We start from the raw sequence: 14,953 nt of genomic DNA on the forward strand, positions 1-14,953 counted from the left end.
GGGAATCGGCGGTGCGGTGTAGGGTTCGGGGGTGGGTGAACTGGAGACATCGGGGGACCAACCGAGCGCGCGCCGGAGTCGCCTCGCGTCACTGCTCGTCGATCTCAGACCCCTGCAGCAGAGCCCCCAATTCGCCAGACTGTGGATCGGCACTTCCGTCGCGCAAATTGGCGCGCAGGTGACGATTGTCGCCGTTGGTCTGCACGTCTACGCGCTGACCCGATCCACCCTCGCCGTCGCCCTCGTCGCGCTGTGGGCGCTCGGCCCAATGGTCCTCGCCGGATTCGTCGGCGGCGCACTCGCCGACCGCTTCGACCGTCGCGCGGTCTCGCTCGTCACCGCCGCCGTTGCGTGGCTCAGCATCGGCGCAATGACGACCATCGCGTTTTTCGACGTCACCGCGACCTGGCCGTACTATGCGCTCGCGGCCATCAACGCCGCCTCCGCCACAATTCTCGGAGCCACCCGCGGCGCGATCCTGCCCCGCCTGCTACCGACGCAGCTCCTTCCGGCCGCCGCCGCGCTGAGCGGCATCACGATGGGGCTGTCGGTAACGGTGGGCCCGGCCATCGCCGGGGTGCTGGTCGCCACCGCGGGATTCGCTTGGACCTACCTGCTCGATGCCGTGCTCTTCACCGCGGCCTTCATCGGCATTCTGGGTCTTCCGGCGATGCGTCCGGAGGGCAGGCCAAGCGCCCCGGGGTTCTCCTCTCTGGTCGAGAGCCTGCGCTTTCTGCGTCGCGCACCCAATGTGCGCGCGACCTTCATCTTCGACCTGGTGGCGATGACGCTGGGTACGCCGCGCGTGGTCTTTCCCGCGGTGGGTGCGCTCGTGCTGGGGGGCGGTGCCGTCACCGTCGGTCTGCTCACCGCAGCGTTCGCGGTGGGTGCGCTCGTGAGCGGGCTCCTGTCTGGGCCCCTCGGCCGCGTGCGACGACAGGGCCTGGCCGTGACGTGGGCGATCGCCGCGTATGGCGCATTCACCGCCCTGTTTGGCTTGGTGCTGCTCATCACCGGTATTGTTCTGCCCGCACCCCCGGGGGTGGATCGCAACACCGTCTGGCCCGCACTGCTGCTCGCGGGCACAGCGCTCGCGGGGGCGGGCGCGGCAGATAACGTGAGTGCGGTGTTCCGCACCACGATTCTGCAGGCGGCAGCCCCCGACGAGGTGCGCGGGCGCATGCAGGGGCTTTTCTACGTGGTGGTCGCCGGCGGGCCGCGCGTCGGCGATCTTCTCGCCGGAGCTCTCGCGACCGTGATCGCACTCTGGGCGCCCGCGCTCCTGGGCGGCCTCGTGATTCTCGCCCTCATGATGGTATTTCTTCGCGAATTTGGCGGGTTTCAACGCTACGACGCGCTGCATCCCACCCCGTAGTCGAACGTCACAGCGACGCGCGCTGCCGTGGCGTCGCCGACGCCTCTCTCGCGCCTTACCGCGCCTGCGCGAGAAGCGCCCGATGGAAGGCCGGATCTCCCGAAATTTCGGGGTGGAAAGCGATGCCGGTCATTGACCCGAGCGGCAGACGACTTTCCGGGGTGGTTGCCCCGGGTGTCGCACCAGGCGGGAGTGAGGTTGCCGCGAGGATCCGGCCGTCGCGCACGGCAAGCACCCGGGCACCCGCTCCGACCGACACGATCTCGGGAGCGCGGATCAGGGCGCCGCGCACATCTCCCAACGCGCCGAGCCCCGACACTTCGGCAGCCTGCACGGTGAACTCGGCCTCGATGGACGCGACCTGCGCTCCGAGCGCGTTGCGCCGCACGCGCACGTCGAGCAGGCCGAGCGTGCGCTGCCCTGGCGCGGGATCCTGTACCGCGCGCGCGAGCAGAATCAGCCCCGCGCAGGTGCCAAGCGTGGGGAGTCCGCCCGCGATGACCTCGCGCAGTGGATCCGCAATATCGAAGGTTCGCAGGAGCCGGTCTTGTGTGCTCGACTCGCCGCCGGGCAGTACGAGAGCATCGAGTCTTGGTCCGTCGGGCCCGATGAGATCGCTCGCGCGCCGCACCAGTGTGACCGTCGCGCCCAGCTGTTCGAGCATTGCCGCGTGCTCCGCGACCCCGCCCTGCAACGCGAGTACTCCGGCGCGGAGCGTCTGGGCCCTCATGCTTACCAGCCGCGCTGGGCGAGACGGTGGGGGGCTGCGAGATCAGATACGTTGATGCCGACCATGGCCTCCCCAAGCCCGCGTGATGCCTCGGTGATCGCTCGTGGGTCGTCAAAACGGGCCGTGGCCTTGACGATTGCTGCGGCGCGCCGGGCGGGGTCGCCCGATTTGAAGATGCCCGAACCGACGAAGACACCGTCGGCGCCGAGTTGCATCATCATGGCCGCATCGGCCGGGGTGGCGACGCCACCCGCGGTGAAGAGCACCACGGGGAGCTTGCCGGTGGCCGCGACCTCTGCGACGAGGTCGTAGGGTGCCTGCAGCTCCTTCGCAGCGACGTAGAGCTCGTCGGTGCCGAGTGAGGTGAGCCGGGCGATTTCGCCCCGGATCGTGCGAATATGATTGGTCGCCTCCGACACGTCGCCGGTGCCCGCCTCACCCTTCGAGCGGATCATCGCCGCACCCTCGGTGATGCGCCGCAGTGCCTCGCCCAGGTTGGTCGCCCCGCACACGAAGGGCACGGTGAAGCCTCGCTTGTCGATGTGGTTGACGTAATCGGCGGGGGAGAGCACTTCGGACTCGTCGATGTAGTCGACCTCGAGTGTCTCGAGAATCTGGGCTTCGACGAAGTGGCCGATGCGGGCCTTGGCCATGACGGGAATCGAGACGGTCGCCTTGATCCTGTCGATGAGATCGGGGTCGCTCATGCGGGCGACTCCTCCCTGTGCGCGGATGTCGGCCGGCACGCGTTCGAGTGCCATGACGGCGACGGCACCCGCGTCTTCGGCGATCCGCGCCTGCTCGGGGGTGACCACATCCATGATGACCCCGCCCTTCAACATGTCGGCGAGGCCGCGCTTCACGAGCGGTGAACCGGTGATGGGCGGGTGGGTAGCAGAGTTCTCAGTCATGAGTTCTACTCTCGCGGGCCGCGTGGTACCTCACAAGTGCCAAATTTAATTTGTTCTGGTAGACCAAGACACAGGATGGGTGTCAGAATATTCGTATGCCCGACGCACGCTCCGCAGCCGAGCTGCCGATCCACCTCGACCGCAGCGCCGAGGCTCCACTCCCCGCGCAACTCGCGGTCGCGCTGCGGAGTGCGATCGACGCTGGTGCGCTCAGGCCCGGGGAGGTCGTGCCCGCGACCCGCACTCTCGCCTCGCGACTGGGGGTCGCCCGTGGGGTGGTCGTCGAGGCCTACGAACAGCTCACCTCAGAGGGGTACCTCCTGGCTGGCCACGGCCGAGGCACACGCGTGAGCCCAGATCTCGGGGTGGCGCACACGGCGGCTTTCTCGTCTGGCAGCGCTTCAGCCGCGATGCCACGCACGGAGCCTCGGCGTGCGGATCGCCCGCAGGCTCGCCCTGTCGACGCGGAGACGTTACGCCGCGCTGATCCACTGCCGCTCGCACCGGGTGTGCCAGACACGAGCTCGATCGATAGACCCGCGTGGCGCACCGCGTGGCGGCACGCTGCACTGCGCGCCCACGTCGAGGCCCCGGAGCTTGGCGATCCAGATCTCCGGCTCGAGATTGCCGAACACCTGCGCCGCATGCGCGGCACGACACGCCCGGCGGAGGATGTGATCGTGACTGCGGGCACGCGCGAGGGGCTTGGACTACTGCTCACCGCGCTGGGCACCACCAGCGGTCGCGGTCTGGTTGTGGGCGTGGAAGATCCCGGCTACCCCTCGCTGCGGCGCGTCGCCGCGCGGCACGGTGCGCACATCGTCGCACTCCCCGTTGACGCTGAGGGGCTCGACCCCGGGGCACTGCCCGTGGGCATGCTTGACGCCATCATCGTGACACCCAGCCATCAGTATCCACTCGGTGGATCACTGCCACTCGCCAGGCGCCGCGAGCTTCTGGCCTGGGCGAAACGTACCGGAGCGGTGATCGTCGAGGATGACTACGATTCGGAGCTGCGCCACGCGGGGAGCCCGCTGCCGGCATTGGCGGCGCTCGACGACCCCGAGTCGGGCTCGGTCGTGCTGCTCGGCACCTTTTCGAAGACGGTGTCGCAGTCGCTTGCCGCGGGGTATCTCCTCGCCCCGCCCAGGCTCCGCGATCTCATCGAGCCGGTGCGCCGTGACCTGGGCGGGGCGGTTTCGGCTGTCGTGCAGGCCGCCCTCAGCGACTATCTCGGAAGCGGTGAGTTGCGGCGCCACACCACGCGCATGCGACGCCGCTATGCAATGCGGCGCGAGTTGGTGGTCACGCACCTGTCGGATGTGCCGGGCCTCTCGGTTCGCCCGATGAGCGGCGGACTGCACGCCGTGCTCGAACTGGGGGAAGGTGAACGGGCGCCCCACGTGGAGTCGAGGGTGATCTCGCGATCCACGGAATGCGGGCTCGGTGCGGTGCCCCTCAGCGGATACTGGCAGCGGCACAGCCACGCCACCGAGAGGTTCGGGCTGGTGATCGGAACGGGTGGGCCGGATGTCGTGCAGTTCGAACGAGCGCTCGTCACGCTGCGCGAGATTATCGCCGAGGAAATCGGTGCCGGGAAGTGAGTCGCGAAATCGGTGCCGTGCAGACCCCGATCTGAGAGATACTGGGAAGACTATTGAGAGCGGTGGGAGAAACATAGTGGTCAGCTGGTTCAAGCGTCGCGGGCGCAGGCTTCCGCGGAGGCTTCCCCAGCGTCAGCTTGCTCCCGTTGCAGACATAGTTGAGCAAGGCTTGCTCGTCGCCGATGTCGCGGTGCGTATGAGTGTGAAAAATACGATCATCATGAACGCACTCAAGCGCAAGGTCGACTATGACGAGCAGGAGATCGTCGACATGGTGCGCGACTCGATTACCGAACTCGCACTCGAGCGCGAGCGCGACGCGCGACACATCGAGCAGATGCGCAAAGAGATTCGGAAGACGGGCCGCAGCTCTTGGAGTGATTCGGAGTATGGCGACGGCGATAACCGCACACTTCGGCACCGGCAAGAAGTCTACCAAGGCGTGGCGGTTGAACTGCGCGCGCGGGCGACCGACCCGGAGTATCTGAAGGTCACCACGGCGCGTGCTCGAGAAGCTGCCTGGCACGAAATTGGTGATTCACTGAAGGAGCGCGCGACGCATCCGTACTATTCGGGTGGGGCGAGCGAGGAGTATCAGGCAGCGCGTGACGAGCGCATCGAGCTTCTGATTTCCCGCGATCTGACAGAACTCATTCGGCAGCAGGGCGCTCGCTCGGACGGCGGAAAGAAGCGTCGCTTGGGAAAGAAGGCAGACGCGTGAGAGCGGTCTCGATGCAGCCGCACAGGGCCACTCGGACCAGAAATGCTCGTTACTGATCAGGAGCGTCGAGCAGTTCGGGGTGCTTCGCGAGGTAGTCTTCGATGAACCAGCACGAGGCTGCGATCTTGCGCCCCCGCACGATTTCGTCGGTGACCGCGCGATGCGCAAGTCGCGTCGAGAGGCCGGTGCCGCGGTAGCTCGGTGCGACGACTGTGTGGTCGAAGTTAATGCCGGTCTCGCCGAGCAGACTGTAGTGCGCCTCTCCAATGACCTGCGAGTTCTTGATGAGGGCGAACCGCTGCAACTGAGGCTCGTGGACGATCTGGAAACCGTCGCCTGCCGCGTCATCGTCGGTGAGGTATCTGACCATACCCTCACCCTACGCCGAAGGAGGGTCGTTGCCATAGACTCGGCACGGCAAGGGAGGCGGAGATGAACGAACCCGAAGTGCACCCAGCGCCGGCACAGCTGTCACTGCAGGCAGCTCGCAAGGTCGCGCTCGCCGCGCTCGTCGGCACCGCGATGGAATGGTTTGACTACTACCTCTTCGGGCTCGCCGCGGCGCTGGTGTTCAACCGGCTGTTCTTCACCGAGCTTGACCCGCAGGCCGCAGCGCTCGCCGCGTTCGCGACCTTCGGCGTAGGGTTCGTTGCCCGGCCCCTGGGTGCGGTGCTCTTTGGGAGCCTCGGCGATCGCATCGGGCGCCGACCCACCCTGATTCTCAGCGTCGTGCTGATCGGTGTCGCGACCGCGCTCATCGGCATGTTGCCGGACTTCTATGCGATCGGAATCGTCGCACCGATCATGCTCGTCGTGTTGCGACTGCTGCAGGGGGTCGCGGTCGGCGGCGAGTGGAGCGGTGCCATGACCATGGCGGTCGAGCACGCCCCGCTGGCGTACCGCAACCGCCTCGCCGCGCTGGTGCAGCTTTCCTCGCCGATCGCCACGCTCCTGTCGAGTGGCGCGTTCACCCTCGTGCTGCTCCTGCCACCCGAATCGTTCGATGCGTGGGGCTGGCGACTCCCGTTCCTCGCGGCGCTCCCGCTCCTGCTCGTCGCGGTGTTCCTGCGCGTGGGCATCGAAGAATCTCCGGAGTTTCAGCGGCTCGTCGCCGCCGGCGAGCGGGTGCGCGTGCCGGTGATCGAACTCTTCCGGCGCACGCCCGGCCGACTCGGCATCGCGATCCTCGTGTCGCTTCTGGGCGTTGGCGGTTTCTATTTCATGAACACCTTCCTCGTGAATTTCGGCGCCAACGAGCGCGGCCTCGACCGGCAACTGATGGTGAACGCGACCCTCATCGCCGCGGTCGTGCAGGTGGGTGTCACGCTGCTCTCGGGCCGCCTCGCCGAGCGCTTCGGTCCCGGGCGCGTCACCTCCTGGGGTGGCCTCGCGACCGCGCTCGTCGCGTTCCCGGTGTTTTGGCTGATCGACAGTGGATCACCCGGCGCCGCGATCGCCGCAGTCAGCCTCGGGCTCGCCGCCGTGATCCTCGCGTACGGGGTCGCGGGCCCGACGCTCGCCATGCTCTTTCCGACCGAGCTGCGGTACTCGGGTGTCAGCCTCGGCTACAACCTGGCCGCGGTCGTGGGCGGCTTCCTGCCGCTCGCCGCGCAGGCCTCGCTCGGCTGGTCCGGTGGGGGATCCTGGGGCCCGGCGATCCTCTTTGCGATCTTCGGACTCGCGACCGCGCTGGGTGGCATCCTCGCACGACGGGTTGTCGCGCATGACTGAACTCTGATGCGCACACGTGCTGGCAGTTGCTTGAATGAGATAGCATTGTTCTCTTATGCCTGCGCACCCTGAACACACTTCCTCCCCGCACGACTCGGCGACCGAGAAGGTGTTTGGTCCGCGCGAGCGACTGGCCATTTGGCTGCTCTTAGCGAGTGCGTTCGTGGTGATCTTGAACGAGACCATCATGAGCGTCGCGCTGCCTAAGCTGATGTCGGATCTCGACATCACCGCGGCCGCGGGTCAGTGGCTGACGACCGCGTTTCTGTTGACGATGAGTGTCGTGATTCCCATCACCGGCATGCTCATTCAGCGCATGAAGACGCGCACGCTGTTCATGATCGCGATGGGCCTGTTCTCTCTGGGAACGCTCATCGCCGCGCTCGCGCCGGGGTTCTTCGTGCTGCTGCTCGGTCGTGTGGTGCAGGCGGGCGGCACCGCGATCATGATGCCGCTTCTCATGACGACCGTGGTGGTGTTGGTACCTGAACAGCAGCGTGGCAGGCTGATGGGGCGGATCGCGATCGTCATTTCCGTGGCCCCCGCGCTCGGCCCGACCGTGTCCGGGCTCATTCTGCAGTGGCTCAGCTGGCGGTGGCTCTTCATCTTTGTTCTTCCCATCGCGCTCACCGCGCTCATCATCGGTGTGTTGCGGCTGCCCAACGTCGGCACGCAACGCAAGGTGCGCGTCGATTTCCTCTCGGTGCTCCTCTCGATCGTTGGCTTCGGCGGCATCGTGTGGGGGCTGAGCGCCGTCGGCGAGAGCGCGAATGCCGAGCACTCGATTCCGCCGCTCGCCCTCATCGTGGTGGGCGTGGCTGGCCTCGCGCTCTTCATCTGGCGACAGCTGCGACTCCAGCGGCAAGACCGCGCGCTGCTCGACCTGCGCACGTTCCACACACGTCCGTTCGCGCTCTCGGTGATCCTCTTCACCTTCGCCTCGATTGCCCTCTTCGGCAGCCTCATCCTCCTGCCCATCTATGGGCAAAACGTGCTGGGATTCTCGGTGCTCGAATCGGGTCTGGTGCTGCTGCCTGGCGGCTTGTTGATGGGGTTTCTGGGGCCGATAGTCGGGCGCTTAGTTGATCAGCGTGGGGCTCGCTTCGTGCTGGTTCCTGGCGTGATCGTCGCTGCTTTGGCGCTGTGGAGCATGGCGCTGTTGAGCGACACGAGCACCATTTGGCAGGTGCTCGCCTCGCATATCGGATTGAGTATTGGCCTCGCGGGCACGTTCACGCCGCTCTTTTCCGTTTCTCTCGGCTCTCTTCCCAGTCGCTTGGCCTCTCATGGCAGCGCGACCCTGTCAACGGTGCAGCAGGTCGGTGGCGCGGCTGGCACCGCGCTGTTCGTGACGGTCATGACGGTGGCGTCGACCGCCGCTGCGGGGTCGCCCGACGCGGTTGACGCGCACGCGCTGGCCGCGGGCACCAGGGTGGCCTTCATGATTGGCGGGCTGGCGATGACGGTCGGAGCCCTTATTGCTCCGTTTGTGACCGAGGTTCCGAAGTCTTCCCAGGTGGCTCCCGCCCGAGATTAGGCTGTGCTGCCCATGGGCGCACCGGGCACGACGCGTCTCTGGTCAAAACCAATCGCCCGGGCTAGTCCAGTGCGGCGATCGCCCGCCGCACGGCCTCGGCGAGCTGTCGCACGGCGGGAGAGGGACCGCCCGGTGACGCCGGGGTGGCGAGGAGTATCTCGCGTGCGAAACGCGCGTCGTCGATGGGCCTGAGTACCACGCCGATCGGCACGTGTTCGGTCGCGAGCCGGGGCACGAGCCCGACCCCCAGGTCGGCCGCGACCATCCCGAGAGCCACGGCGTAGTCGTCGGTGCGCACCGCCACCTGAAAGGGCTGAGATGCCGCAGCGAACACGTCGCGCACCACGTCGTCGAGCGTGTCGCCCGGAGTTGCGCTGAAGACCCATGAGGAATCGCTGAGCGCGAGCAGGCCCTCCACGTCGATGCTGGCCCGCCCCGCGGCGGGGTGCTGCGCGGGAAGGGCAAGCAGGAGCGGGTCGGTGAGGAGGTGCGTGGTCTGCACGTCCGAGCGGAAGGGCAGGGAGAACCCGCTCGCCGTGTACACGAGGGCGGCATCGAGGGTGCGCTGATTGACCTGGGCAACGAGGGGTGAGATCTCCTCGAGCACCGCAGCGAGTTCAATGCCGACCTCCCGGAGTCGTGTGGCGATCGCGGGCAGCAGTCGTGCCGCGGCCGTCGGGAAGGAGCCAAATCGCAGCTTGGTGCGGCCAATCTGTGCAAACTCCCGCACATCGGTGAGGGCCCGGTCGGAGAGCGCGAGGATCTCAGCGCCTCGCTCGAGCAAGAGCCGCCCTGCCGCGGTGAGCGTGCTTCCCCGTGTGGACCTCGCGACCAGTGGACTGCCGACGAGGCGATCGAGCGCCTTGAGGTGGTAGTCGACGGTGGGCTGGCTCCAACCCAGGCGGCGAGCGGCGCGTGAGACGGAGCCTTCAGCGGCAACCGCGGAGAGGGCCTGGAGCTGTCGAGGGTCGAGCACAGGCTCACCAGCTTTCTTGATGAGTAGAGGGCTGATCCACTGCTCTTGATGCATACAGTATATGGGGGCATCGAGACATCTGGCGGGTACCGAATACGGCTCACGGCGGACACTATGGAAGCATGCTGCAGCAACTGAGTGACTCGATGGTGCCCGGAGAAGAAACAGGCGCGCGGGCCCAGGCCTACGCGCATGCCGAATTCGGGGCGACCCCACAGGCGCACGCCGAGGCCCAGTCGCGCGCGCCCTATGTCGAGGCGCTGCAGCGACACGCTGACTCGCACCCGATGCACGTGATGGTGCCGGGGCATGGAAGTGATGCCGGCGGCGGCGCGGCGCACCTCGCGGCGGTGTTTGGTCCCCGCGTCACCGAGCTTGACGTGCCGCTGATGCTTGACGGGATCGACCTGGGCGAGGGTTCACCCCTAGCCGAAGCGTTGCAGCTGGCGGCGGATGCCTGGGGTGCCTATCGCGCGTGGTATCTCACGAACGGCGCGTCGCAGGGCAACCGCACCGCGGCGCTCGCGGTGCGGGGGCTCGGCGAACGCGTGCTTATGCAGCGCAGTTCGCACTCGAGTTTCACCGACGGGGTGCTGCTGGCCGGCCTGATTCCGGCCTTCGTGGCCCCGAGCATCGACGCACGCAACGGGATCGCCCACGGTCTCACCCCCGCACAGCTTGAGGCCGCGCTGGCACACGAGGTCGAGGCGGGGCGCGCCGTGTCGAGCGTGTATGTGGTGTCGCCGAGCTACTTCGGGTCGACCGCCGATGTCGCCGGCCTCGCGGAGGTGGCGCATCGCTACGATGCCGCACTCATCGTTGATGGGGCGTGGGGAGCGCACTTCGGGTTTCATCCCGAGCTGCCCGAATCACCGGCGAGAGTGGGTGCGGATCTCGTGATCTCCAGCACCCACAAACTGGCCGGGTCGCTCACCCAGTCAGCGATGCTGCTCCTGGGCGATTCACCGATTTCCGAGCGACTCGAGCCGCTCGTCGCACGCGCCTTCACCATGACCTCCTCGACCTCCGCCAGTGCGATCCTGATGGGATCGCTCGACGCGGCCCGGCACGCGCTCGTGCAGGGCACGGAGGCAATTGGCCGCGCGATCCACCAATCGAATCTGTTGCGACAGTTCTTGCGTGCCGACCCGAGGTTCAGCGTGCTCTCGGATGATTTCGGGCAGTATGCCGACATCGTGGCGATCGACCCGCTGCGGGTGCCGATCGATGTCTCGCGGCTCGGGCAGAGCGGGCATTGGGTGCGCGAGCGATTGATCACGGCGCACGGGGTGTACCTCGAGATGTCGACCGCGACGAGTGTGGTCGCCGTGATCGGGGCGCTCTCGACGCTGGATCTTGAGCGGCTGCAGGCGGCGCTCGTGTCGGTTGCCGACGAGGCCGCGTCGGTGCCTGTCGACCCAGTGGAGCAGGCTGCTTTCCCGCCGCTTCCGGCGGCCGGAACCCTGCGCATGTTGCCGCGTACGGCCTACTTCGCCGAGAGCGTGGTGATGCCGGCCGAGCAGGCCATTGGTCGCGTCTCCGCGGATACCCTCGCGGCGTACCCCCCGGGAATTCCGAACCTCGTGCCCGGCGAGGAGATCACCGAGGAGACGGTCGCGTTCTTGCAGGCGGTCGCAGCATCGCCGACCGGGTTTGTGCGGGGTGCGGCGGATCCGCGAGTCGCCACACTCCGCGTCGTGCGAGACCCGGTGAGTGCCAGCCTGCAGAGTTGACCGAACTAGTTGCCGGGGAAGTTTGGCTTGCGCTTCTCGATGAAGGCGGTCGTGCCCTCAATCATGTCGCCCGTGCCGAAGCAGGCGGCGAACGCTTCACGTTCGATTACGAGCCCCTCATCGGTGGGCAACGACTGAGTAGCGCGCACGGCCCGCTTGGCCATCGCCACGGCCACTGGTGACTGCTTCGCGATGAGCCGCATGGCCTCCTCAGCGCCGACGTGAAGCGCGCCGGTATCGGGGAAGACGTGGGCCACGAGGCCGAGTTTCTCGGCCTCGAAGGCATCGATACGGCGGCCGGTGAAGATCAGGTCTCGCGCCGCCGCGATCCCGACATACTGCTGCAGACGCACGCAGCCACCGAATCCGGGGATCAAGCCGAGACCGACCTCAGGCTGCCCGAAGCTCGCATTTTCGCTCGCGTAGATGAAGTCGCACGCCATCGCGAGCTCGCAGCCCCCGCCGAGGGCGAATCCGTTCACCGCCGCGATGACGGGCACCGGCAGTGTTTCGATCCAGCTAGTGAGTTCTTGCGCGCCCGCCGCATACTGTGCCGACTGCTCGGGCGTCATGGCGCGCATGACCGAGATGTCGGCCCCGGCGACAAACGACCTGCTGCCCTCGCCCGTGAAGATGACGCCGCGGATCGACCAGTCGTTTGCGGTGTGCTCGGCGGCCTCTCCGCCGGGCTTGCCGGGCAGAGTCGGCTGGCCAAGCGATTCGTGCAGCTCGCCGAAGACCTGGCGCAACTCGGCGATCACCTGAGGTGAGAGCGCGTTGAGCACCTCCGGGCGATTGATGGTGACCGTGAGGATCGCATCGCGAACCTGCAATTCGATCGTCTCGTACGTGAGCGCCTCAAGCCGCGCGGCGGTGTTCAATGTTTAGGCGTCTTTCTTCTCGAACAGGTTGCCGACCACCTGGGATGCCCCGAGTATGACGACCAGCAGGATCGCTCCGACGATGAGAATGGCGACCACGTTCACCGGGTCACCCGCCGAGGAGAACTGCTCGCGAGGGTCGAACTTCTCGCCCCCGCCCTCGGATGCGAACGCTGGAGCCGCCGCGAAGAGCGACACGACGACCGCGACGATGGCGGTGGTGATACGGGTGAGAGTCTTCACTTCGGTTCTCCTCGCGGTGATGCGATGTCGGGCGCGGCACGTCGCCGCACGCGTCTGATGCTCACTCTATTCTGCCGTGCTCGTGCGCTTCGCGCGAACTCCCGCTGCTCTAGGCTCGTGGCATGGCTCTGGCAGACAGTGACACCCCGCATTTCTCGGTGGATCAGCCCTGCCCCTGCGGGCGCGGCGAGGCGTACGGGGCGTGCTGCGGCCCCCTGCACTCGGGCGCGGCTGCACCCACGGCGGAACGCCTGATGCGCTCACGGTACAGCGCCTTCGCTCTGGGCAAGGCCGAGTACCTGTTCGACACCTGGCACTCGTCCACGCGCCCGGACGATCTCGAACTCGACCCGGGCTGGGAGTGGCGACGCCTAGTGATTGAGGCAACCACTGCGGGCGGCCCCTTCGATGACGCGGGTACGGTGACGTTCACGGCGATCGCGCGCACCCCGGAGGGCCGTGTGTCGCAGCGCGAGCGGAGCCGCTTCGTGCGCGAGTCGCGCTCAGGTTGGGGTGCGGCCGCTGGTGAGGGCGGTGCGCGCGTTGGTGGCGCTGCGGTGACTGGGTCCCGCTGGGTCTACCTCGATGGAGACCAGCTCGAGGGCTAACTCGGAACCCCGTGCCCTCTTCTCGGGCTCGTGCCCCGCGCCCGCGCTCGTGCCCCGCGCCGAGGGGTCGCAGATCCACCGTGTTCCCTCTCGGGGTGGTGGAATTGCGACCCCTCGGTGGATATCAGCCCTGCGCGCGGCGCGAGCCCTGGCTGCGCGGTGCGGAGGCCTTGGAGCTGGTCGAGTACAACGCCCCGCCGGTGCTGCCCGCGCGGCGCGGCGCGGATCCACTGGTTGCACCCCGACGCTGGCCGCCCTGCGGCTGGCCCTGCGAACGGGACTGACCCGACTGGCCTGACGCAGCCGAACGGCCGGTAGCTGCACCCTGGCCGCCACCCTGGCCACCTTGGCCGCCACGACCGCCGCGCGAGCGCTTCCGCTTCGCGTTGGCACCCTGCGACTGACCCTCGCCTGACGGGTTGTGACCCGCGGCACGCTGCTGCGCGACGTGAGCCTCATTGCGCTTGCGCTCGATCTCGCGCGGGTCGACGCGCGGCGCGACCTCGCCGATCAGCGACACCACCTCGGCATCGGCGGCCGTGACGGGGCGAGGCGTTACCTGAATCTTCGCGGCCTTCAGCAGCTGACGCATCTCGGAGCGCTGCTCGGGCAGCACCACGGTCACGACATCGCCCTCGTTGCCCGCACGCGCGGTGCGGCCCGAGCGGTGCAGGTACGCCTTGTGCTCAACGGGCGGATCAATGTGCACGACCAGCTCGACCCCGTCGACGTGCACGCCACGTGCCGCGACGTCGGTCGCGACGAGCACGCGTGACTCGCCGCTCACAAACTCAGCGAGGTTGCGGTCGCGCGCGTTCTGCGAGAGATTTCCCTGCAGCTCGACCGCGGGAATCCCGGCGGTGGTGAGCTGCTTCGCGAGTTTCTTCGCCTGGTGCTTCATGCGGGTGAAGAAGATGCGGCGGCCGGTGCCCGAGGCGAGTGCCTCGATGAGGGCTTCCTTGCCGGCCTTGCTCTGCACCTCGAACACGTGGTGGGTGAGCTGGGGCACGGGCGATTCGGCACTGTCGACCGAGTGCATGATCGGATCGTGCAGGTACTTCTTCACGATGTTGTCGACCCCGTTGTCGAGGGTCGCGCTGAACAGCAAACGCTGCCCCTGCTGGGGGGTCTTGTTCATGATGCGGGTGACGACGGGCAGGAAGCCCATGTCGGCCATGTGATCCGCCTCGTCGAGCACCGTGATCTCGACCCTGTCGAGGTTGACCAGGCCCTGCTTCATCAGGTCATCGAGACGGCCGGGGGCTGCGACGATAATGTCGACTCCGCGCTCGAGTACGATTTCCTGACGACGCTGCGGCACGCCGCCGAAGATGGTGGTGACGCGCACGCCCACCGGGTCGGCGAGCATCTTCACGGTCTCGGCGATCTGCGTGACGAGCTCGCGGGTCGGGGCGAGCACGATGCCGCGGGGCCGGTTCGGCTGACGCTTCTTGTCGACGTCTTGTGCGATGTTCGCAACGAGCGGGATCGCAAACGCGATGGTCTTTCCCGAGCCGGTGCGGCCGCGGCCGAGCACATCGCGGCCCTTGAGCGTGTCGGGCAGGGTGTCGCGCTGAATGGGGAAGGCCTCGGTCTTGCCGGTCTTTTCGAGGGCGTGAACGAGGGCGGTGGGCACGCCGAGATCGGCGAAGGTAGGAGTGGTCACTGGGACCTTTCATGCTGGCGGCATGCCGCGCGCAGCTCAATTCGATCGTGTGATCGTGAGTGTCTGCGCGTCGCTGCCGATATTTCGAAGGCGCGGGATCGCGCTTCCGTTCGCCGCAGATCCGGCCGAACGGCGCCCAGGCTCGTAGAGCGGGCGGTACGGTGAAAGCGACGCGTGACGCCAAGAAAGGCATCACTGGTTTCCAGCATAGCCTATGCAACATGTCGGAGGCCTGAG

At 67.3% G+C, this 14,953-nt stretch carries 14 protein-coding genes; 7 read left to right on the plus strand and 7 right to left on the minus strand.

Annotated elements, in window-relative coordinates; translation table 11 throughout:
- Positions 1-31 precede the first annotated feature (31 nt).
- On the plus strand, positions 32-1,375 hold the full coding sequence (locus ACR0R4_RS08465) for an MFS transporter (RefSeq protein ID WP_433646917.1): 1,344 nt from the start codon (positions 32-34) through the stop codon (positions 1,373-1,375).
- A gap of 55 nt (positions 1,376-1,430) precedes the next feature.
- Here the strand turns inward: ACR0R4_RS08465 and pdxT are convergent, their stop codons facing one another.
- Complete coding sequence (gene pdxT / locus ACR0R4_RS08470) at positions 1,431-2,105, minus strand: pyridoxal 5'-phosphate synthase glutaminase subunit PdxT (protein ID WP_433646918.1); 675 nt, start codon at positions 2,103-2,105, stop codon at positions 1,431-1,433.
- A 2-nt stretch (positions 2,106-2,107) separates the two neighbouring features.
- A complete protein-coding gene (gene pdxS / locus ACR0R4_RS08475; protein WP_433646919.1) occupies positions 2,108-3,016 on the minus strand; it encodes a pyridoxal 5'-phosphate synthase lyase subunit PdxS in 909 nt (302 codons plus the stop codon).
- Between the two features lie 95 nt (positions 3,017-3,111).
- Between pdxS and pdxR the strand changes: the two genes are divergently transcribed.
- Both pdxR and ACR0R4_RS08485 read left to right on the plus strand, forming a co-directional pair.
- Entirely contained in the window at positions 3,112-4,620 is a 1,509-nt protein-coding gene (gene pdxR / locus ACR0R4_RS08480) for a MocR-like pyridoxine biosynthesis transcription factor PdxR (RefSeq protein WP_433646920.1), read from the plus strand.
- 76 nt (positions 4,621-4,696) lie between these two features.
- The gene (locus ACR0R4_RS08485) at positions 4,697-5,341 is read left to right on the plus strand and encodes an asparagine synthase (RefSeq protein ID WP_433646921.1); all 645 of its coding nucleotides are present in this window, start codon (positions 4,697-4,699) and stop codon (positions 5,339-5,341) included.
- Positions 5,342-5,390: 49 nt separating this feature from the next.
- On the opposite strand, the gene ACR0R4_RS08490 is transcribed toward ACR0R4_RS08485, so the two are convergent.
- A complete protein-coding gene (locus ACR0R4_RS08490) occupies positions 5,391-5,711 on the minus strand; it encodes a GNAT family N-acetyltransferase (RefSeq protein WP_433646922.1) in 321 nt (106 codons plus the stop codon).
- A 62-nt stretch (positions 5,712-5,773) separates the two neighbouring features.
- Between ACR0R4_RS08490 and ACR0R4_RS08495 the strand changes: the two genes are divergently transcribed.
- The gene (locus ACR0R4_RS08495; protein ID WP_433646924.1) at positions 5,774-7,072 is read left to right on the plus strand and encodes an MFS transporter; all 1,299 of its coding nucleotides are present in this window, start codon (positions 5,774-5,776) and stop codon (positions 7,070-7,072) included.
- Positions 7,073-7,127: 55 nt separating this feature from the next.
- Complete coding sequence (locus ACR0R4_RS08500) at positions 7,128-8,609, plus strand: DHA2 family efflux MFS transporter permease subunit (protein ID WP_433646925.1); 1,482 nt, start codon at positions 7,128-7,130, stop codon at positions 8,607-8,609.
- A gap of 61 nt (positions 8,610-8,670) precedes the next feature.
- Here ACR0R4_RS08500 and ACR0R4_RS08505 read toward each other — a convergent pair whose 3' ends face one another.
- The gene (locus ACR0R4_RS08505) at positions 8,671-9,639 is read right to left on the minus strand and encodes a LysR family transcriptional regulator (protein WP_433646926.1); all 969 of its coding nucleotides are present in this window, start codon (positions 9,637-9,639) and stop codon (positions 8,671-8,673) included.
- 68 nt (positions 9,640-9,707) lie between these two features.
- On the opposite strand from ACR0R4_RS08505, the gene ACR0R4_RS08510 reads away from it, so the two are divergent.
- Positions 9,708-11,318, plus strand: a complete 1,611-nt coding sequence (locus tag ACR0R4_RS08510; protein ID WP_433646927.1) for an aminotransferase class I/II-fold pyridoxal phosphate-dependent enzyme — start codon at positions 9,708-9,710, stop codon at positions 11,316-11,318.
- A gap of 5 nt (positions 11,319-11,323) precedes the next feature.
- On the opposite strand, the gene ACR0R4_RS08515 is transcribed toward ACR0R4_RS08510, so the two are convergent.
- A complete protein-coding gene (locus ACR0R4_RS08515) occupies positions 11,324-12,199 on the minus strand; it encodes an enoyl-CoA hydratase/isomerase family protein (RefSeq protein ID WP_433646928.1) in 876 nt (291 codons plus the stop codon).
- A 3-nt stretch (positions 12,200-12,202) separates the two neighbouring features.
- On the minus strand, positions 12,203-12,442 hold the full coding sequence (locus ACR0R4_RS08520) for a hypothetical protein (RefSeq protein WP_433646929.1): 240 nt from the start codon (positions 12,440-12,442) through the stop codon (positions 12,203-12,205).
- Positions 12,443-12,564: 122 nt separating this feature from the next.
- On the opposite strand from ACR0R4_RS08520, the gene ACR0R4_RS08525 reads away from it, so the two are divergent.
- A complete protein-coding gene (locus ACR0R4_RS08525) occupies positions 12,565-13,050 on the plus strand; it encodes a YchJ family protein (protein WP_433646930.1) in 486 nt (161 codons plus the stop codon).
- 124 nt (positions 13,051-13,174) lie between these two features.
- On the opposite strand, the gene ACR0R4_RS08530 is transcribed toward ACR0R4_RS08525, so the two are convergent.
- The gene (locus ACR0R4_RS08530) at positions 13,175-14,716 is read right to left on the minus strand and encodes a DEAD/DEAH box helicase (protein ID WP_433646931.1); all 1,542 of its coding nucleotides are present in this window, start codon (positions 14,714-14,716) and stop codon (positions 13,175-13,177) included.
- Positions 14,717-14,953 lie beyond the last annotated feature (237 nt).

The organism is Leucobacter fengyongliangi (assembly GCF_050971685.1).
Lineage (GTDB): Bacteria > Actinomycetota > Actinomycetes > Actinomycetales > Microbacteriaceae > Leucobacter.

Coding starts and splice junctions, on each gene's coding strand:
- pdxT (WP_433646918.1), bottom strand. CDS start 2,105: ATGAGGGCCCAGACGCTCCGCGCCGGAGTACTCGCGTTGCAGGGCGGG.
- pdxS (WP_433646919.1), bottom strand. CDS start 3,016: ATGACTGAGAACTCTGCTACCCACCCGCCCATCACCGGTTCACCGCTC.
- pdxR (WP_433646920.1), top strand. CDS start 3,112: ATGCCCGACGCACGCTCCGCAGCCGAGCTGCCGATCCACCTCGACCGC.
- ACR0R4_RS08490 (WP_433646922.1), bottom strand. CDS start 5,711: ATGGTCAGATACCTCACCGACGATGACGCGGCAGGCGACGGTTTCCAG.
- ACR0R4_RS08495 (WP_433646924.1), top strand. CDS start 5,774: ATGAACGAACCCGAAGTGCACCCAGCGCCGGCACAGCTGTCACTGCAG.
- ACR0R4_RS08500 (WP_433646925.1), top strand. CDS start 7,128: ATGCCTGCGCACCCTGAACACACTTCCTCCCCGCACGACTCGGCGACC.
- ACR0R4_RS08505 (WP_433646926.1), bottom strand. CDS start 9,639: ATGCATCAAGAGCAGTGGATCAGCCCTCTACTCATCAAGAAAGCTGGT.
- ACR0R4_RS08510 (WP_433646927.1), top strand. CDS start 9,708: ATGCTGCAGCAACTGAGTGACTCGATGGTGCCCGGAGAAGAAACAGGC.
- ACR0R4_RS08525 (WP_433646930.1), top strand. CDS start 12,565: ATGGCTCTGGCAGACAGTGACACCCCGCATTTCTCGGTGGATCAGCCC.